Below are 21,261 nucleotides of genomic sequence, written 5' to 3' on the forward strand. Positions count from 1 at the left end.
GAAAAAGAAAAAAACAATAATATTTTTTATACTTTTATAATCACAAAACCGCTCTTTTTAGAACCTGTTTTACTATGCGCAATTTAAACAGGAATGGATGGGTCAAATTCATAGGAATCTCCACTCACAGCTCTATTTTTTCTTAGTCGATTTAATACAATTACTGTTTCAGATCGTCCCAAAAGTGGTTTCGTGGCTCTAGCATTAAGTTTAATTGGTTCTATTGGTATATTCCTAGCTGGTATATATTCCTGTGATGTTGGATGTTCACCTCCCGAAGAACTAGCAACGATTGAACAGAAATTACATGATAGTTGGAGTATAATTGGTCTATTTGCTCTGCTATTTTCTATTCCTTTTTGGTCGTATCATCTTAGAAGCTTCAACCAAAATCGAGGGCATACTTGGTATTCAATAGCCACTACAATTATAGGCATATTTGCAATGGCAATGATGATTATTTCATTAGAAGATAGATCAGGCACAGGCATGTATCAACGAATATTTGTTGGAAATTTATGGCTTTGGGTTGGTGTTTTTGCATGGAAATCTTGGCAAGACAAATTTCAAAAAAAGATTTAACACTAGTATATATTTTGTGTATGATTGAGCTTTATTTAACTAATCGTGGTTAAACTAAAAAACTTAAACGACCTCATAAAACTTTGGCTAAAACAATAGGTGAGTGGAGCGACCATATTTTAGGGGTTTAGTTACTGTTATGATTGGTTTTCCTTCATTTTAAAGCATTTTCTTTAGTAATCTTGGTAGTTATAATGTTTCCTAAAATATAGCGTAACGAACCGTTAATTGTTTCCAAAGTTTTATGCAGTCTTGATTTTTGGTTTAGCTCACACGTTGATATTTTATTGGAGTTCGTGAATCTCCTAAAGTCGATTTCTTTTTATATCAAGAAAAAAAGATAAGCATCATTTTAAAAAGGCTAAATTAAAGCTCTGTATACAGCATGTGTATAGAAATTATCTCGTTTTGCCAATGCTATAAAGGCTCGCTCACAATTTTAAAGATTATTAACCTTCAAAATTATGCCGTATGCTTATGCGGCAACGTCACGAGAACTGCGATAGCAATCTTGAGCTCATCTAAAACAATATAAACCTTGCGAAAAATCGCATAAAAACTTTTTTTACGTATGATTGATCAAATACGCGATTTATAAGCTACCTAAAAGTGTTTGCTTTTTTGGTACTTCGAAAGGCTCAGCATAAACTAATGAAATATAATTATCCTGGGATATTTTACATAGTATTACATTATAGCTTACGAATATTAAAGAAACTCAGGTCGTAAAACGGCTGTTACATAAATACTGACGATATAGACCTAAAGGCGCTATATCTGCATCTATGTAAAATAGAACAGAAAAAGTTCTATTCGCCGTTTTACTCATATAACCATATTTGTACTATAATTTATATTATGTAAAATAGAATATTTTACTACTTCCCTTATACTGATATTTCCGTAATTAATTTTAAATCTTATAAATTCAATCAAAACTACTGTCTAGATACAATTATTGATTCATTTTTATAGTTTTCATAAATCTCATATTTCGTACTATCCTCCAGAAATTTTCAAATACGCGATTCTCAGCGATTAGGATTTTACGTAATAAATTTCAATAATAAACTCTATAACGTTAAACTATTATAGTTTTTCAAATCGATCACAAAAAAACCTCATACTTGTCGTATGAGGTTTTGCAATTAGTACAATATGATGTTTGGGGTTATCAATACATATCGTTTATTCAGAAAAGTTGAACTTTCCATTAGTATTCTTTCTATCAGCTTCTGGCATAATTGTTTCTACAACATCCCAATGTTCCACAATTTTTCCGTTTTCAACTCTAAACAAGTCATAAAATGATGTATGTTGATCTCCTAATGTTCCTTCACTGATAGTAAGTACAAAATTTCCTTCTCCTAATACCTTATGCACTTTGGTATATACCATAGCGATTCCTTGTTTTGCCATCGCTTCTAATGCTTTGCCCAAACCTGATAAACCATTAGCGATATCTGGATTGTGTTGTATATAGTTATCTCCTTCGATGTAGTTTTGTATTTTATCCATTTCTCCTTTTAGTAAAATGGTAGTAACAAAATCCTGAACCAATTCTTTATTAGCATCTGTTTTATCGAGGTCAGTAACCGTGGTTGGTCCATCAGTTTGTGAGTTTCCACTTGGATTTACAGGTTTTACATCGATTAAATTATCCCAATGTTCTACAATCTTTCCGTCTTCATATCTAAAAACATCAAATCCTATTTTTGGGCCAAAAAAATCATATATAGTATGTGTAAATGTATATGCACCATCCGTAAATGATCGTACTACATTTGCTTTAAAACCTCCTTCTGGAGCGTGTTGCATAACTGCTCCAAATCCTTCTAACCCATCTCCTATTGCCAGATTATGTTGTATATATTTGTTTGGATTGATATATCCTATTGCGTTTTGATCTCCTGTTTCTAAACTAGTTAATAATGCAACTGCTTTTTCTTTGTTTGATATTTCCATAGGTTTAGTTGTTTCGGTATTAATTTCTACTTTTTCTTTGTGTTCTGTTTTGCATGATATTATCATTAGGATACATGCGCTTACTATTAATGTGTGTTTCATAGTGTGATTAATTATTGATACCACAAAACTATGATCCATAGGGTGTTTGAAAAAGGTGAAACAATTCTAAAAAATGGTTAATATAGAACCAGAATGTTTATTTGTGTAGTTTTTTAAATGAATTTGGGGTTAATCCTGTAAATTTCTTGAAGTACTTTACAAAGTTTGTAGGTTCATTAAACCCTAACTGAAAAGCCAATTCATTACTTTTAACAGTAGAATTTATGAGTTTTCTTTTGGCTTCTAAAATGATAAATGCGTCGATAAAATTTTTAGCAGTAGTATCAACAATTTCTTTACAAATTACATTTAAGTGTTTATAGGTGATGTTTAATTTTGAAGCATAATAATCAGCATTCCTGCTATGTGTAAAATCACTTGCGACTAAGTTCTTAAACGCCAAAAAGGTTTCTAATTTGTCTGTATGTTGTATATGAAATGTTTGATACTGTTTCAGTTGTTCTAATTTTGAAAAGATAATACCATATAAAGCATCACACACTTTCAGTGTATTAACCTCTTTAGTTTCCTGGGTATATTCTTTATAAAGAAGATGTATATAGGTTATCACATTCGAAGTGCTTGGTATCTGAATCCTAGGAGAAAACAAATGTGAATTAAATAAACGTATGATTTCATTATTAGATAGTTTATTTAACTGCGCTGTTAGGAAATCTTCTGTAAACAATATGATAAAACCGCTAAGGTTTTCAGTAAATTTAAAAGCATTAATTTGTCCCTTTGATACATGAATTAAGGTGTTTTCTTGTACTTCGTGCCACACAAAATCTATTAAATGTTTACTTTTTCCTTTGGTATAGTATACTAACAGGTTAAACTCTAACTGATGTGCTTTTTCTATATCATGATCTATAATATCCTTTCTTGTAAGCAAATTTTCGATCGTAATAATCTCCAAACCATAATGCGCGATATGATTTGATTTAAAAGCAATATTAGGTATTTCTTCTAGCATGGATACGATCGATAAGGTGTATATGAGAATATTACAATATAATTATTTAGGGTCTAACGATACGTTTAATTCCCCACATAGCTTTGTCTTCATTTTTGACACTTGTACTTAAGACAATCTTTTTTGAAGCACTACAAATGGCATGAACTCTTTCTTCAGTAAGATTGTTATGACTTGCAATGGCTCTGGTACTTCTCCACTGTTTCTGGCTATCCTTATTCGTAGTTGCTTCTGTCAACCAGGCTTCTATTTTATGAGTATCCCTTCGTTCTTTATATCTTTTTATCAAATAATTTATACCAATAAGTGCCACAGCGCCAACAACGGCAATGATGAGACCTTCATAAATTCTAGATGGATCCATTGGATATGGTTTTGTTTATGATATTAAAAATAAACAAAATTCTATAAGCACTATAACATATAAAGGTAGATAATCAAAGCTAAATATCTTTTAATGAGTACTATTTACGCCATTCGCCCTTTGCCGCTTCCAGATCTTTTATAAATATAGGATTATCAGACATTGCGGTAAGCATTCGATGTGCCAACACCCTTGCTCCTTCTTCATCACTTGGGTAATGAATTCCCATGATTTCTCTGGATTCTCCTACTTCATAGGCAATCGCCAAAAATTCCTTTCTTTTTTCTGGTATGAGTTCACTCCAAGCAAAAGCTTGTATATATGTCCATAAGGTGTGACCGCTCGCAAAAGATGGTGACGAAATTCTGGCTAATGGTTCTAATGTAGGCTCTAAATGATATGGTCTTGGTCTTAATAAATGATATTTGACAGTAAATTCCATTAACCTCATATCTTTAGTAATCCCTTTTAATAATTTGGCAGTTGCTGGATAATTTTCTGCAGTGGTTGTGTTTCCTAGTACTGTACGTCCTTCATAAAATAAATAGTCTAGGTTTTGTTGATGTCGTGGATGGTTTTTTAGAACATCAGCATGAGGCCAATACCCTATTGGAGCTAATACATGTAATGATCGATCTTCTTGAGATTTGGTTCTTTTGTTTTGCCACGACAACAAAAATTCTAACTCAGCTTTGGTTTGATCTGAGCTATTGGCAGGATATTGTATACTGTTCTTTAGTTTTGTTACCTGTGCAGGCGTTAGATATGCTGGTGTAACCATAGTATAGATAAGAGATCCACTACTGTATTTTTCTGGCGGAAATATAATATCATCCAAAGCTGCTCTTTTAGAATTGGGCTTGCTATTTAGTTTTTGTAAAGTAGCATAATGTTGTTGCGCGGCTTCTAGCGGATGTATTGTTTGAGCAGAAACTACGAGCACATTAAGTAGTAATATAAAGGATAGTATATATATACTGTTAGTGTAAACAGATCCTCTTCTAAAATATAAGTTGTTATTTTTCATGGTTTTATGTATTAAATCGTTTATAAGCGATATACGAATTTAAAATAATACACATACCTCACAAAATGTTTAACAATAAAATATGAAACTACTATGAATAGAAAAGTGAACTATATATTAAACGAAGCACCAAACTCCTTTAATAACTCCTTGTTTACATAATAATACGTGAATTTATCCTTACTTTCTGTAATAAAAAGTCCAGAATCCTTTAGAATCTTCACATGTTGAGAAATAGTAGACTGAGAATAATCAAACATATCCACTAGGTCTTTATTACAGGTAACATTATCCACTCCTTCTCCAGAATTTTTGGTGCTCAAATATCGAACAAGTGCTACTCGAAGTGGATGCGCTAGTGCGTTGGCTATGGTAGCAATTTTATGATCTTCTTCATTTATATATTTACTGGATATTTCAGCCCTAATTCTCATGCACTACTGATTTATAACAAATATACAGCTTATTAGAGAACTCTCTTTTTAGATCTATTAATTTGCCAAATGTACACATACAATTTGTTCTAATTTTTATTCAAATTCGTCAAAAAAGCCAAATAAAATGGTTAAGACATATCACCGATATGGTCTTTCCATTCAATTGAAAAAAAGATAAAATAATAGGGAATTTATGGATCAATTTGTGCTAAATTTAGGGAGATTAACCTCTTAAATTAACACAAATGAAATTAAAACTTGTATTTCTAACAGCATTCCTTGTCGTCACATGTATGACTCAGGCGCAACAAGGTAAAACTAAAGCTTTTTTCCATGGAAAAGTATCCTCTGTAGAGTATGTTTCTTCTATGACATCAAGGCCAAATGATCTTCTTCCTTCTGATAATTCAGTAAAAGAAATTAAAGATAAGAGATCCTTAGGCAATCAAATTAAATCGGGTAAAGACCCTCAAGCTAAAGATGATTATTTTGCAAAAAATAAACATCAAAAAGAACAAAGTGTACAACGAGCTCCAGCTAGTTTAGTTTTTGACAGTTACAGTTCGGGTTCCAATCCAACGGATCCTTCATTGGCCGTTGGTCCTAATCATGTGATGGTGGTTTACAATACTGGATTTATGATTTATGATAAATCGGGGAATCAATTATTAGGACAAACCTCTCCTAACCCAGCGATTTTCCCTTCTGGTGGTTGTTGTGACCTTACTGTATCTTATGATAACGCAGCCGATCGATGGGTGCTTTCATTCTTAGGATCTGGTGCTCAGGTTGCAGTTTCTGATGGACCTAATCCATTAACTGCTGGATGGTTTGTGTATAATATTTCCGGAATTCAGGATTATCAAAAACTATCGGTATGGAGTGATGGATATTATATTACGGAAAATACGGGTGGTACTAATAAATTATGGGCCTTAGAAAGAGATGCTATGTTAGCAGGAGATCCTAATGCTCAGATTATTGGTTTTAACCTTCCAGGAATTGTAACCAGTGGATTTTTTAGTCCGCAAGCATTAAATGTTACGAATGGTAATTTACCTGCTCCTGGAGGTGCTACTATAGTATATTTACAAGATAACGCTTGGAGCGGAGTATCTGTGGATCATATTAAGGTTTGGACTGCCGATGTAAACTGGAGTAATCCAGGAAGTTCTACAGTATCTAGTCCACAGCAAATCAATACAACACCATTTATTAGTGTGTTTGACGGAGGAAGCTTTTCTAATTTGGCACAGCCTAATGGAGGTTCTTCTATTGATGCGTTACAAGCTACGATCATGAATCAAGCTCAATTTAGAAAATTTGCTACCCATAACTCTGCGATATTTAATTTTGTTGTAGATACTGATGCCAGTTCTGGAGAGCTTGCGGGAGTACGTTGGTATGAATTTAGACAAAGCGGAGATAATCAGCCTTGGTCATTATACCAAGAAGGAACATATACCGCACCAGACGGTAGACATGCATGGAATGCAAGTCTTGCTATGGATGGTCAAGGTAATATAGGAATGGGATATACATCTATGTCTGGTCCCACTACTCCATCAACAGTTCGAGTAAGTTCATATTTTACAGGTAGATTAAGTTCTGATCCATTAGGAACAATGACCAGTGCAGAAGGTTTGATCGCCAATGGTAATGGAAATTTTACAACCAGTACTAGATATGGAGATTATAGTAAGATCGATGTGGATCCATCAGACGATGCTTCTTTTTGGTTTATTAATGAATATATTAATAGTGGTAGAAAAGGTGTTGTTGGTAAATTCCAAATAGAAGCAGGTACTCCTGATACTGAAGCTCCTACAGATCCTACAAATTTAGTTGCCAATGCTATTACAGCTTCAGGAGCGACATTGAATTGGACTGCTTCTACAGATAATGTAGCTGTGGCACGTTATAATATCTCAATTGGAGGCACATCAGTAGGTTCTGCTACAACCACTAGCTTTGATGTTACGGGACTTTCTCCTTTAACATCATATACTGCATCAGTAACTGCCGAAGATGCTGCCGGAAATGTTTCAGGCGCTGCTACGGTATCATTCACAACACTGGATGCAGGAAGCAACACCTATTGTGATTCTGCAAGTACCAATGTAAATGACGAGTTTATTAGTAATGTGCAGTTAAATACCATCAATAATAATTCTGGTGCACAGTTTTATTCTGATTTCACATCAAGTGCTACTGATCTAAATGAAGGTCAAACCTATACTATAAGTGTAACTCCAACTTGGACTGGAACAGTGTATGCAGAAGGATATGCCGTTTGGATTGACTATAATAACAATGGTGATTTTGAAGATGCTGGTGAATTAGTTTGGTCTAAATCACCTTCTACCAATACCAATAATAGTGGTTCATTTACTGTTCCTACGGGAACTTCAGAAACTGCGGTTCGAATGAGAGTGTCTATGAAATATAATGACATCCCAACTTCTTGCGAAACCTTTACGTATGGAGAAGTTGAAGATTATACAGTAAATCTTGGAACTGGCGGTGGCGGACCATCCGGAGAAATTGCAGCTTACTTTTTTGAAACAGGTTTACAAGGTTGGATAGATGGAGGAAGCGATTGTGCACGTATCAATAATAGTGCTCGTGCTTTTGAAGGTAATTATTCCATTAGACTTCGTGACAATAGTTCTTCTTCTAATGCGGTATCACCAACACTTGATTTAACAGGAAATACACAGGTATCTATAGAATTCCACACCTTTGCGAATGCTATGGAAAATGGAGAAGATTACTTTGTTGAATTTTTTAATGGATCCACTTATCAGGTAATTGGTCAATATGTAACAGGTACTGATTTTAACAATGGTTCTTTCTTTACAGATACCATCGTATTGGACGCTGGAACCTATAATTTTAATGCAAATAATCGATTCCGTATTCGTTGTGATGCTAGTGTAAATAATGATCAGGTGTATTTTGATCAAATTATTATTACTGGTGATAATGCAAGAGCAACTACTACTCCAGATAGTCCGGAAACTATAGATGATTCGGCTGCCGTAGTATCCTTTACCAGAACAGCTGATAAAAACATTGTATTATATCCAAGTCCTGCAAATTCTATATTAAATATAGAAATTCAGGATGGAGAATATGATGAAATTATTATGATTTCTACTAGTGGAGCCATCGTTAAAACGATCAATCCAAAAGTAGATTCTCTTTCTGTAGATGTGTCTCAATTTGCATCAGGAATATATTTTGCAAGATTCACTACTCCTGAAGGATTAGCTATTACCAAAAGGTTTATGATCGAGAAGTGATTCATTATCAAATAGCTAACAAATAAAAAAAGGCTGTCTAATTAAAATGGACAGCCTTTTACTTTTTAATGAAACATATATGGTTTCAAACTTGTATTGTTATTGTATACAGTACATCTTTTGTGATATGTTAAATATAATTATCTTTACTTGCATATGATATGACTATCTAAGATCATGAATACATATTTTAACTAAATAAAGCCTTCACTCTTAAACATCTAACTTTATGCGATATTTAATTAATACTCCAATGGTAATTGCCGATATTATGGATGACGAAATAATTATTCTTAATATGGAAAGCGGTAAATATTATAGTGCTATGAATACTGGAGCAATTGCATGGCAAACGTTATCTAATGGATATACCATAGAAGAAGCATCAGAAATAATATCAAAACATTTTGCTATCTCAAACGATTTGGTTCTTAAAGATTTGAATACAATTTCAACTCAATTCTTAGCTGATGGATTGATTATGACTAGTGAAGTTAAGAAACCAGTGATTAACGTCGATGTTAGTGCATATAAAACTTACACTACTCCAGAAATTACTACATATACAGATATGGAGAAGCTATTACTTATGGATCCAGTTCATGAAGTTGAAAATATGGGATGGCCTAATAAAAAAGAACAAAAGGATACTACAAAATAATGTTAGCTGAGTATTTTAATTTATTACAAGATACTTTCTCTAAGGCTGCTACTGAAACTATCCAACATAGTATTTCTGTTGCTGGTAAAAACGTAAACCTCAGGTTTGCGAATTCGCGCTTAGCAAGTAAACTGTTACCTGCATTAGCTCATCTTGATGAAGCAATCGGTAATCAAACGGATTTAACTGTTAGTATTTGGGATTATAAATCCAGTGGCATTCCTTTACCAAAATCACCTTCTTTTAAAGGTGATTTCACTAAACTAGATAAGGGTATTGGATATAATATGCGCTATAGTGATATCCATAAACCTAGATTCATATATGTACCAACGGGTCTTGGGTTTATGTGTTTATTTGATCCTATATCTAAACATGCTTTTTATTGGTATCCAGATGTTGAAGCACTGCCCTATTATGAAAGAGGCGCACCCATGCATACCTTATTTGATTGGTGGTTGGCCTCACAAGGAATGTTGTTGACACATGCAGCTGCCATTGGCAATCATGATGGCGGAGTTCTGATCGTAGGAAAAGGTGGGCAAGGCAAATCTACTACCGCTATATCAAGTTTATGGAGTGATGGTCTTTATTATATATCAGACGATTATTTGATATTAGAGAATGTATCAAGCCCTAAAGTATATAGTTTATATAATACCGGAAAATTAGATTATGAACATGTACAGACCAAACTACCACACTTATTACCTTTATTAGATAATCCATTAAGTGCTAAAGAAGAAAAAGGGCTATTTTTTTTTAATAGAACACATAGATCAAAGATAAAATCTTCCTTACAGCTTACTAGTGCTATATTACCACAAGTGACTACTCAAAAACATACTACGATTTCATCCATAAAACCTATGAAATTATTAATAGGATTGGCAGCTAGTACGATGTACCAATCATCAGGGAGCAATGCTGAAGGATTGAAAATATTAACAAAAACCATATCAGATTTACCTTGCTATGCTCTGAATATAGGACAAAACTTAGATGAAATATCTAAAAGTATAAAGGAAATAATAGACCAGCATCATGTCGTATACTAAATTAATATCCGTAATTATTCCTGCTTATAATGCAGAAGATTTTATAAGCGATACTGTACATAGTATTTTACAACAACAATATGACAATATTGAAATTATCGTAGTGGATGATGGATCTAGTGATTTAACAGCTACTATATGTAAATCACTTCCTGTTACCTTAATTCGTCAACAAAACAAAGGAGTTTCTGCCGCAAGAAATACTGGATTAGAAGCAGCTAATGGTGACTTAATAGCGTTTTTGGATGCAGATGATCTATGGTGTGATGATAAATTAAAAAATCAAATAGCATTATTAGCACAATCACCATCCAGTTCTTTTGTTTTAGGACTTAGCACCGCAATCAATATAGACGGTATACCGATAACTGAACCACAATTTGTGCTATCGTTAGGTACAATATTGGTAATACGAGAAGTATTTACAAAAGTGGGTGGTTTTGATACCGCACTTGATTTTGGAGAAGATATCGATTGGTTTTTACGGATCATGGAAGCTGGCTATTTATGTGTTATTGACCCTAATCCCGTATTAAAGTTTCGACGTCATGAAAATAATATAACCAATGATCGTGCAAAAACAAATCAATTTTTTTTACGAGCTATTAGGCATTCATTACAAAGACGACGAGATAATAAAGAAATTACTCAAAACCCTTTAGATAATTTATTATCTCAATTAAAAGAACTAGATATTGCTAGTAATTTCTTTGCTAACTAAAACCTTATCAATGGAATATAATAATAACATTTCCCTTCCTCTTGTCAGTGTAATTATACCAGCATTTAATGCCAGTAATTATATAGAGGAAACTTTGGTTAGTGTATGTAATCAAGAGTATCCTAATATAGAAATAATTGTAGTTGATGATGGATCAGAAGATGATACATCTAATATTGTAAAACAGTTTGATGCAACTTATATATATCAGGAAAACAAAGGACTTTCTTCAGCAATGAATACAGGGTTTACTGCCGCTAAAGGAGCATTTATAGCCTCTGTAGATGCCGATGATTTATGGTTACCTAAAAAAATATCCTTACAAATGGAATTGTTTCAGGCTGATCCAAGTTTAGATATGGTCTTTTGCCATATTGAGCAATTTCTTTGCCCAAAAATTAAAGAGTCTGAACAACGTTTTTTTATTCCAGAACAATCCAAAGTACTTCCTGGCTATACTTCTATCGCTATGTTAATTAAGAAAACTTCATTTTTTCAAGTAGGCCTATTTAATGAAGCTTATAAATTTGGAGATTTTATTGAATGGTATTCCAGAGCTAAAGATTTAAATCTAAAACAATCAGTACATACAGATATATTAGCACTAAGAAGAATTCATAAAAGCAATATGAGTTCTGATCAACCTGCCGCACAACGTAATTATATGGAAATCATTAAAGAACGTCTGGCCAGACAAAGAAAAGCCAATACCAAATGAGCCAGTTGTTCTCTTTCTTTCCTTATATCCGCAATTTTTATAAAAAAGGTAGCATTATCATTCTATTGTCTATAATGATTTCTGTTATTCAGGCACTGCTACTGATACCTATTGCATACTTTATTAAAGAAACCTTTGATAACGCTATTCCCAATCAAAATACTAAACAAATTGTGTGGTATGGTTTGAGTATAATATCCTTATTCGTTGTTAGTAGTTCTATTGCTATATATATTCGTTGGAAAGTTTTGGAATTAGTAAAGAAACATATTAAAAAACTTCGCATTCAACTAATTGATACATATTTATCACTACCAAGAAAACTGTATACACAACTTTCTCCAGAAAAGCTTCACGTACTATTAGGTATAGAAACAGAACGACAGGATCGTATGCTTAACGCCTTGTTCGGTACATTAATACCATCAACAATTGTATCCTTAATACTTATTGCGTCTTTATTATATATCAGCCCTACTCTTTTTGTATATGCGTTTAGTGGTTTAGTACTCATTTTTTTAATGCACAAAGTATTAGCTAATAAATCAAAGCTAATTTCGAACGTTTTTCATAAAACCTTTGATGAGTTTTATAGAGGGATTATGTTTATAAGTCATAAGACAGATTTAATTCATAATCAAGCAACTGAATCCTATGAATCCACAAAACAAAAAAGAAAAATAGAAAACGTTTTTATAAGTAGTGTGAATATGGTAAAAACTAACACCTTATTTAGATTTGCACAAGAAAATGTAATGATCATATTAGGAGTGTTCTTAATTTTTATAGGTGCTAATATGGTTACATCTAATGTACTAAGTGTTGGCGAACTACTTTCGTTTTACCTTGTTATTGGATTGTTACGATCACATATGGGAGTTTTTTCATCATCCTTACCTGATATTGTAGAAGGTAAAGAGAGCCTTAAAACACTTCATGAGTTTCTATCATCTCCTAAAGCTATATATACGGGAAAACAAAAAGTCGAAATTAAGGGAAATATACATATGAGCAATATTTATTTCTCTTATGATAATAAACAAGTTTTACAAGGAGTACAACTCCAGTTAGTTGCAGGAAAATGTATTGCCTTATATGGTAAAAATGGTTCTGGTAAAAGTACCATTATATCACTTTTGCAAGGATATTATCGACCTGATCAAGGTACTATTATTGTGGATGGAGTGTCTTATGATAATATGGACATCCAATATTTTCGTAAACAGATTGGAGTGGTTCAACAACAACCTATATTGTTTTCAGGAAGTATTTATGAAAATATTATTTATGGGCATGCTAATACAGATCTTCAAAAAGTAAAAGAAGTGGCTAAATATGCAGGAATATCATCTTTTATAGAATCTTTACCCAATGCGTACGAAACGCAAATTGGTGATAACGGTATTTTATTATCAGGAGGACAACAACAACGTATCGTATTAGCACGCGCTATTATCAATGAACCTGCTGTTTTGATTCTTGATGAACCAACAAATCACCTGGATGATACCAGTATTTCATTACTTCTGGAGCAGTTGAAAAATTTATCATTTGCTCCCGCTATTTTATTAATTAGCCATCATAAACTAATACATAATATTGCAGATGAAGTATATCAATTAGAATCTGGAAAGACGGATAGAATTAAGTAGATATCAAAAAAGACTATTACCTTATTAATTATAAATAATGACCATAGATACGTTAATATCCAAAGTGAAATCCTGGCCTAACAAAGATCAGACATTACTACTTAAAGCTGCATTAAGTAAGGATAAAAGCGCAATTGAAGCTTGGGAACAATGGTGTTCCAAAGTTGATTTTGAAAATACTGATAATGGTTCTTATCGCTTATATCCTTTAGTATATCGTAATCTTACAGATATGGGAGTTAAGTCGGATACTACCTTAGAAAGATGTAAGGGAGTCTATAGATATTATTGGGCCTATTCGCATCAGTTATTCCAAAAATCTGAAGTTATTATTAAAGAATTGATGGATGCCGATATCCCCGTTTTAATACTTAAAGGAACTCCGTTAGCATTGAATTATTACAATAATCTAGCAACGAGACCTCTTAATGATATAGATATTATGGTATCTCATACCCATAAAACGAAAACCATAGAAATTTTAGAACGGAATGGATTTCATGCAGTTTTTCCAATTTTGAAAGAAACCTTTTCTTGGGAACATGCCAAAGGTTTTAAAAATAAAGATGGATTTGAAATAGACCTTCATCTAAGTTTAATAGCAGAGAATCTAAATAAAGAGTATCAAAAGACGTATTGGGATCAAGCAGAATTATTTGAATTTCAAGGCTTAAAAGTATTGACTACTTGCGCTACAGATCATCTTTTTCATACGATCATCCATGGAGTTCGACATAATGACCTATCTCCTATTCGATGGATTGTTGATGCCAAAATGATTTTAGATAAAGGTACTATAGATTGGGAACGATTCATTACGTTGGCAAAAGAAAATAAACTTTCTGTAGCACTAGTAACCTCTTTAGTATATTTAAAAAGACATTTCATTACCACCATCCCTAAAGAAGTAATAGACAAGCTTCAGCAAATACCGCATAGTCGTATTGAAGAAATAGAATTTATTTCGAAAAATAAAGCACTACAAGGAATTATACACAGAATACAAACGCAGTGGTTCTATTATTCCAGAGCAAGTACAAGTAATTCATATTATTTTCCGTTTAGCTTTTTGACATACCTAAAAACAAAATGGTGGCTCCCATCTATTGCGCATATTCCGTTATATATTGGTAAGGCTTTATGGAGAATAACAACTTCTAAAGATTAGGATTAATTTATCTAGCGGTTCCTTTTAACTGTGCTGTTTTTAGGTTTTGTTTATAATTTTCTAATTGCGGATGTGAAACTCGTTCTGCAATTGCGACAGCTTTAGAATAACATTCAATGGATTTCTTATACTTTTTTAATACTAAATATGCTTCTCCTAAACTATCCCAGGCATTAGAGGAATGTGGATATTTTGAAATACTTGTTTTGAAAAAATCTAATGAAAACTCTGGATAGTCAGAATATAAAAAATCATATCCTAAACTATTTAGTAGATTTTCTTCAGGATTATGTTTGGTAAGAAAAGCATTTTTTAGACTATCAGCTATATTAATTTTTCCAGCTTCCAAATGAATATTAATTACACCTTTCATGGTTGATCTAGAAGGATGTACTGTATAACCACTATGTTTTGATAATGTATTAAAGTAATTTTGTAAAGCGACGATTCCTCCAGATTTTATAAATTTAGAATATGAATCCCTATTTGGATATCCTTTTAATCGATATTCATCTTTTAGATTATTAGCTCGTAAATATACTTGGTGGATAATTTCTTCAGCTTTTAGATTGCTTCTGTTGGCAAGATATATAATCGTAGTTTCATCATCATATAATGCAATAAATGAACTATTACCTGCTAAAGCTCCTCCATGTCCATACAATGCAACTTTAGTATTTTTTTCAATAATATCATCCCAGTTTCTTACCCATCCATAGCAATATCCTTTTTTATTAGGAGTCCACATTATGTTGCTGAATTCTGGAGATAATAATTGATTTGATTTTACTGCTTCACTCCAAATAAACAAATCTTTAACTGTAGAATGAATACCTCCAGTAGCATATGCTGTAGATTGATCTCTAAAAGGAGCTTCTGTCGTTTTCCCTCCATGTTCTGATGACCACCACTCCCATCCATAAACCTCTTTATAACTATATCCTTTTGCCAAATGCTTCTCTACATATTCATTATCGGCAAATCCAGTATTCTTTAGACCTAATGGTTTAACTATGGATTCATCTAATAATTGCGCATATGTTTTTCCTGAAACTTCTTCAAGTATTACCCCTAAAAGGTCATATCCCAAACTACTATAAGAATATGATGTTCCAGGTTTATTAATAAGTTTGGTTTGACCTATTAATTGTGCAAGTTCTTTAGGAGTATACTTAGTATTGCCAAACTCCTGTAAACTAATTCCAATTGCTTGTAGTCCATTATAATGTGGCAATCCTGAAGTATGTGAAAGTAATTGATGAATTGTGATTTTATTTGTCAATCTTTTTGGCAAATAAGGAAGATATTGCGTTATGGTATCCTGTAATTGGATTTGCCCCTTCTCTACCAATTGCATTACCAGCATTACTGTAAATTGTTTCGTAATTGATCCTATTCCAAATTTAGTATCAATTGTATTAGGGATACTAGCTTCTCTATTAGATTCTCCATAAGCTTTATGAAAAATAATTTCACTTTTTTTTGCAACCAATATAGTACCACTAAACGGACTTCTTATTTTAATATTTAATGTTGGGTTCTCATAACTTCTCATCAGTTCATCCAAGGTTTTCGGCTCTGAAATGAAGGTGGTTATAGTTCCCCAAGATAGTAGTACAACTAATAGTATAAAGCTAATTCTAATGATATTCTTTTTCATAAATATATAATTCCAATGGTTATATAGAATGATAAAAGTAATATGAAGAAAGATTTGCGGTTATGTCAAACGTACATCATTCTTACCTCATTCATAGGTCATTGATGTTAACAACATTGAATACCAGTTAATCAACCAGTGTTTGTTTATAACTAAAAATGGCCTTATTTATTAAAAACTCATTCATTATGAACGAATTCTAAATTATTCTTTACGGATTCTAAAGATTAATAGATAGGGTTGAATTAAAGAATATTTTTACTGCCTTATAAATTGGTTAACCAATTTTATATTTAAAATGTACACTTACAATATACTTCAAGTTTTATGAAATAAAATTGTAAAAATAAAAACACTAACCATATATCTTAACCATGAAAACTTCAAATTATACCCTACTTCTATTATTAGGAATACTTCTATTTCTTACTAATACTTCTAATGCGCAAATTCTATTATCTCATGATTTTGATAATGGTAATCTTGGTCCATTTAATGTATGTACAACTCAAAATCCTAACTATTCCAAAGTAGTTAATGGACGATTAAAAACGTGGTGGACATCAGAAGGATATAATGGCACGAGAATGGATAAAGGTGCTGAAGCTTGCGGAGATCAATGGACAACGTATAAAGAAGGATGGTATGGTATGAATTTAGAACTAGGTGCTGATTATCCAAAAAATAAAAAAGCAGGTATTGCGCAAATATTTGGATTCATTCCTGGGTTTTGGTCTTGGGAATCCATGCTACAGATTGAAGATGGAGATTTAACAATTATTCATAGATCCAATGGCGGAAGCAGCAGTAATGTTGAAGAAGTAGTATATCCAAATTTCCCTTATGAACAGGAGGTTCCTATTGTTATTCATTTCATTTTATCCAATCAAAACAAAGGTAAATTTGAGATTTGGGTTGACGGAGTGAGCAAGTACAAGAAAACTAATATAAATTTTGGATTTGGAAATTTTGATGGTAACGATACAAAAATAGGAAACGCGAATGAAGATTTCGGTTCTGAAAGTGCAGGCTCATTAACAGTTTTAAAGATGGGACAGTATAACTTTCAGGATTCTGAGTATGATACTAACGAAACAAGAACCGTATATTATGATGATGTTTCTTGGTATAATGGGCCTAATGGATATAATATTGTTAATCCTGGTGAAAATACTGTAGATATTTGTGACAGTCATAATGCATTTACAAGAATAGAAGCCGAAGATTTTTGTGAACAATCAGGTATACAAACAGGAACTACCAATTCTTTTGTTGGTTGGGTGAATAACGGTGATTGGGTACAATACGAAAATGTTGATTTTGGCTCTGGAGCTAATGCAATAGAAATTTCTGCATCGAGCGGTACTTCTGGAGGAACTATAGAAATAAGACAAGGAAGCGTTTCAGGAACTTTATTGGGTACAGTAGAAGTTACCAATACAGGATCTTTTACCTCTTGGAAAACTCTGACAGCTGGCATATCACCAGTAAATGGAGAGCAGGATATTTATTTTGTATTTACTGGCGGAAATGGATATTTATTAGATGTGGATTGGTTTAAGTTTTTAGAAGATACAATAGTAAATCCTTGTAATTCACCTTTGGCAGATGTTACACCACCTTCTGATCTAATAGACGGAATAAATTATGATTACTATGAAGGTTCTTGGAATTCTTTACCTAATTTCAGTTCACTTACACCCGTTTCAAGTGGTATAGCATCATCTATTGATCTAAATAATGCTGCAAGTGCAGACAATTTTGGGCTAAGTTTTAATGGATATATTTATATTCAAAATGAGGGTAGTTATACGTTTTATACAACTTCTGATGATGGCTCTTCACTTTGGATCGATGGAACTAAAGTAGTAGATAATGACGGGTTACATGCCGCACGAGAAGAATCTGGAACAGTTTGCTTAGAAGCTGGATATCATAAAATAGAAGTTCAGTTTTTTGAAAAAACAGGAGGAAATGTCTTGTCTGCATCTTACGAAGGTCCAGGAATAACCAAACAAAATATTTCAAACCTGTACGGAACCTCTACAACTTCGGAGTGTTCAATTCCTTGGACAGATAACGACTTTACTATTTCTGATGAAGTGGTAAACTATAGTTCTGGAATTATTGATATTTCTTGTGCTTCTTCAAGCCTTGAAGTATCTATGGACATTGAAGGTATTGGATCTATGGAGAATGCAGATTATTTAAATATATACTATACTATAAATGGAGGTTCACAACAGCTTATTTCTGAAAATGTAAATGCTTTTTCAGAAAAGACTGTTTCCGTTAATGATATTACTGGCAATACTATTGAGATTATTATCAATGGTGCTACTAGTGTAGCTTCAGAAACTTATTTTATTTCGAATATTAGTATATCTGAAGGAACTAGCAACACACTAGATCAAACAATTTCTTTTGGCTCTTTACCAACCAAGGAGGTTGGAGATTCAGACTTTTCTCCAGGAGCAACAGCTAGTTCTGGTTTATCAGTTTCTTATACAAGTTCAAATACAAACGTAGCAACCATTGTTAATGGTAATATCCATATTGTTAGTGACGGTACTTCTACCATAACCGCTTCACAAGGTGGAAATAACACCTATAATGCTGCTCCAAATGTAACACAGATATTAACGGTATATCCAATGGATAATACTAATACAATTACAATTCAGGAAAACACAACTGGATTCTGTTCTAATGATGGTTCGATCGACAATAATCATGTGGGACATACAGGAACAGGGTTTGCTAATACTGATAATGCATTTGGTAATGGAATAAATTGGAAAATTGATGGTACTGCTGGATCATATACAATTAGTTGGAGGTATGCCAGTTCAAGTAACAGATCGGCAAAATTAGTAGTTGATGGATCCACTATAGCAAATAATATAAGTTTTAACAATACAGGAAATTGGACTAGTTGGGATACAGAATCAGTAACAGTAAATCTTTCTGCAGGAGTAAAAGATATACGTCTTGAGGCTACAAACAGCTCAGGACTTGGTAATATTGATTATATGAAAGTAACTGGACCTAATGTTGCTGCATATGCTTGTACAACTATAGGAGGAGATTGTTCAGATTTTTTTGGTGGACTTTCAATCTCGCAAGCCAATCCTGGTTGTAGCAACGATAATGGCCGAATTACTATTAATTTTGAAGATTCGGATGCATATACTCAAATTCAATTAAGTATCGATGGAGGAAACTCATACCCTATTACTGTTAATGACAACGCTGGTTCTTATAGTTTTACGGGCTTAGGTAATGCAGAATATCAAGTAGCTGCTAGATATGCAGGTGGAGATTGTGAATACAACGTAGCACATCTTATTTTAATAAAGGATTGTGGAGATATTCCTTTGAATCCAGGAGGAGTTTCTTGGCATGATAGTTATGAGGCTAATGGATTTTGCTGGTGTAGTACTAATTTTGATCACAATTTAGGTAGTAAGAAAGTAATTGTAAATGGAACTCAATATAGTGTTGTTGATATTTGTGATGAATTAGAAAAACATCCATTATTTAGATCTAGAAATAATGGAGACAATATATATAATGATGTTCAATGTGGAAATGGACCTATAAATGACTCTAGTGATGAACCATTGTGTCCAGGAAGAGTTGATATGGGTGTAGAAGGATGTCTATTAAGAGGTGTTGCTGGGATATGGAATGGCTCGCTGGTAGAGATCGTTTTAAAGGAAATAATAAATTACCTGAAGATAATATATCAAAAGGAGCTCCTTCTGTATATCCTAATCCTTTAAACAACGCTGATTTACTAAACATAACAGTTTCTGGTTTAGGTTCAGCTCGAGTAGAGGTTTATAATTTAGCTGGTATACGAATACATTCAGAAAATATAAAAGGTGAATCCGCTGCTTTGAATTTACAACACTTGAATACTGGTGTTTATATCCTAAAAATACTGGATAATAAACAATCATATTTTAGGAAAATAAGTATTCGAAAGTAACTGTTTAAGTCATATAAAAAATAGTTCAAAGCAAATATGCTTATCATAGAGATGGAGGAAATTAGAAGTGATTTTTAACTTTAATTTCCTCCATCTTTAATTTTATCACTTCTTTTGCTCTTTTTTTAATAGTTACTACATAGCGATTTTTAGAATAAATTAGGAACAAAAGAAAGAATGTTCTTATTATCGCGATTTAATTGAGAAGAAGTCCTAGCTATCGTAAAAATATTAAAGAAAATAGATAATGTATAAATTATCATAACTACATAAAGGCCATCTCCAGCATTACCAATAATAAGATTAGATAACGAAAGTGAAAGAATGATCATCACTATAGTCAATATACTCCACAATAATTGAAAACTAATAATTTTTCCAGCTATAGCATTTCCAGAATTCACATTCTTGTCCATTCTCCATACTATAGAAGGAACTATTAGATTTATTAATGGAATAAAAGCAAATACTATTGCAGATAAGTTAATACGCTTTAAAGATGATTTTTTGGTTATTGTATGTTGTGTTTCAGAGTCTATAGGAATTAGTTCAGAAAGGTTTAATTCAAGTGTATCTGCCAATGTTTTCAAAGTAAAAGGTCTTGGATTTACTATACCTTTCTCAATTCGTTGTATCGTACTTAACGAAACATTTGATTTTTCGGCCAATGCTTCTTGTGATAAACCTTTACTTTTACGAATAGCACTTATTTTTTCACCCAATACAATACCGGACTTATCAACCTGCATAATTAGTCTTTTTACAACATTAAGAATTCACCAAAATAAGGTTTTGTTTTACAAATGTAATATATAATATAGTTTATGAATCATAATACAACCGATGAAACTCTAATCAAATACTATAAAAT

The 21,261-nt window shown here is 32.6% G+C and carries 16 protein-coding genes and 1 pseudogene; 10 read left to right on the forward strand and 7 right to left on the reverse strand.

Going from position 1 to position 21,261, the window contains the following annotated elements; all coding sequences use genetic code 11:
• Positions 1-144 precede the first annotated feature (144 nt).
• Positions 145-582: pseudogene (locus QBK95_RS07780) on the forward strand (DUF998 domain-containing protein); the annotation flags it as partial.
• Between the two features lie 1,188 nt (positions 583-1,770).
• Here the strand turns inward: QBK95_RS07780 and QBK95_RS07785 are convergent.
• The 5 genes from QBK95_RS07785 to QBK95_RS07805 all read right to left on the reverse strand — a co-directional run bounded on the left by QBK95_RS07785 (position 1,771) and on the right by QBK95_RS07805 (position 5,450).
• Positions 1,771-2,649: a nuclear transport factor 2 family protein gene (locus tag QBK95_RS07785; RefSeq protein WP_280932310.1), complete on the reverse strand. Its 879-nt coding sequence runs from the start codon at positions 2,647-2,649 to the stop codon at positions 1,771-1,773.
• 97 nt (positions 2,650-2,746) lie between these two features.
• Positions 2,747-3,625, reverse strand: coding sequence for a helix-turn-helix domain-containing protein (locus QBK95_RS07790; RefSeq protein WP_280932311.1), 879 nt, complete (start codon positions 3,623-3,625; stop codon positions 2,747-2,749).
• Between the two features lie 46 nt (positions 3,626-3,671).
• Positions 3,672-3,989: a hypothetical protein gene (locus tag QBK95_RS07795; protein WP_280932313.1), complete on the reverse strand. Its 318-nt coding sequence runs from the start codon at positions 3,987-3,989 to the stop codon at positions 3,672-3,674.
• Positions 3,990-4,089: 100 nt separating this feature from the next.
• The gene (locus QBK95_RS07800; protein WP_280932316.1) at positions 4,090-5,016 is read right to left on the reverse strand and encodes a phosphatase PAP2 family protein; all 927 of its coding nucleotides are present in this window, start codon (positions 5,014-5,016) and stop codon (positions 4,090-4,092) included.
• A 110-nt stretch (positions 5,017-5,126) separates the two neighbouring features.
• Positions 5,127-5,450, reverse strand: coding sequence for an ArsR/SmtB family transcription factor (locus QBK95_RS07805; RefSeq protein ID WP_280932318.1), 324 nt, complete (start codon positions 5,448-5,450; stop codon positions 5,127-5,129).
• A gap of 248 nt (positions 5,451-5,698) precedes the next feature.
• Here QBK95_RS07805 and QBK95_RS07810 point away from each other — a divergent pair, with 248 nt between their 5' ends.
• The 7 genes from QBK95_RS07810 to QBK95_RS07840 all read left to right on the forward strand — a co-directional run bounded on the left by QBK95_RS07810 (position 5,699) and on the right by QBK95_RS07840 (position 14,736).
• Positions 5,699-8,758: a GEVED domain-containing protein gene (locus QBK95_RS07810; protein WP_280932320.1), complete on the forward strand. Its 3,060-nt coding sequence runs from the start codon at positions 5,699-5,701 to the stop codon at positions 8,756-8,758.
• A gap of 229 nt (positions 8,759-8,987) precedes the next feature.
• Positions 8,988-9,419 (forward strand): PqqD family protein, encoded by a 432-nt coding sequence (locus tag QBK95_RS07815; RefSeq protein WP_280932322.1) that lies wholly within the window; start codon positions 8,988-8,990, stop codon positions 9,417-9,419.
• On the forward strand, positions 9,419-10,477 hold the full coding sequence (locus QBK95_RS07820; RefSeq protein WP_280932323.1) for a phosphoenolpyruvate carboxykinase (ATP): 1,059 nt from the start codon (positions 9,419-9,421) through the stop codon (positions 10,475-10,477). The genes QBK95_RS07815 and QBK95_RS07820 overlap by 1 nt, the downstream gene beginning before the upstream one ends.
• Positions 10,464-11,198 carry a glycosyltransferase family 2 protein gene (locus QBK95_RS07825; protein WP_280932326.1) on the forward strand — a complete coding sequence of 245 codons (735 nt, stop codon included), beginning with the start codon at positions 10,464-10,466 and terminating at the stop codon, positions 11,196-11,198. Before QBK95_RS07820 ends, QBK95_RS07825 begins: the two co-directional genes overlap by 14 nt.
• A 10-nt stretch (positions 11,199-11,208) precedes the next feature.
• The gene (locus QBK95_RS07830; RefSeq protein WP_280932328.1) at positions 11,209-11,916 is read left to right on the forward strand and encodes a glycosyltransferase family 2 protein; all 708 of its coding nucleotides are present in this window, start codon (positions 11,209-11,211) and stop codon (positions 11,914-11,916) included.
• Entirely contained in the window at positions 11,913-13,568 is a 1,656-nt protein-coding gene (locus QBK95_RS07835) for an ABC transporter ATP-binding protein (protein WP_280932331.1), read from the forward strand. Before QBK95_RS07830 ends, QBK95_RS07835 begins: the two co-directional genes overlap by 4 nt.
• A 37-nt stretch (positions 13,569-13,605) precedes the next feature.
• Positions 13,606-14,736, forward strand: coding sequence for a nucleotidyltransferase domain-containing protein (locus QBK95_RS07840; protein ID WP_280932333.1), 1,131 nt, complete (start codon positions 13,606-13,608; stop codon positions 14,734-14,736).
• 7 nt (positions 14,737-14,743) lie between these two features.
• Here the strand turns inward: QBK95_RS07840 and QBK95_RS07845 are convergent, their stop codons facing one another.
• On the reverse strand, positions 14,744-16,396 hold the full coding sequence (locus QBK95_RS07845) for a serine hydrolase (protein ID WP_280932335.1): 1,653 nt from the start codon (positions 16,394-16,396) through the stop codon (positions 14,744-14,746).
• 374 nt (positions 16,397-16,770) lie between these two features.
• Between QBK95_RS07845 and QBK95_RS07850 the strand changes: the two genes are divergently transcribed.
• Positions 16,771-20,181, forward strand: a complete 3,411-nt coding sequence (locus QBK95_RS07850; RefSeq protein ID WP_280932337.1) for a carbohydrate-binding protein — start codon at positions 16,771-16,773, stop codon at positions 20,179-20,181.
• Complete coding sequence (locus QBK95_RS22945) at positions 20,082-20,390, forward strand: T9SS type A sorting domain-containing protein (RefSeq protein WP_445012623.1); 309 nt, start codon at positions 20,082-20,084, stop codon at positions 20,388-20,390. The genes QBK95_RS07850 and QBK95_RS22945 overlap by 100 nt, the downstream gene beginning before the upstream one ends.
• 149 nt (positions 20,391-20,539) lie before the next feature.
• Here the strand turns inward: QBK95_RS22945 and QBK95_RS07855 are convergent, their stop codons facing one another.
• On the reverse strand, positions 20,540-21,139 hold the full coding sequence (locus QBK95_RS07855) for a helix-turn-helix domain-containing protein (protein ID WP_280932339.1): 600 nt from the start codon (positions 21,137-21,139) through the stop codon (positions 20,540-20,542).
• Positions 21,140-21,261: the final 122 nt, after the last annotated feature.

Origin of the sequence: Aquimarina mycalae, from assembly GCF_029906345.1 — a bacterium.
Lineage (GTDB): Bacteria > Bacteroidota > Bacteroidia > Flavobacteriales > Flavobacteriaceae > Aquimarina.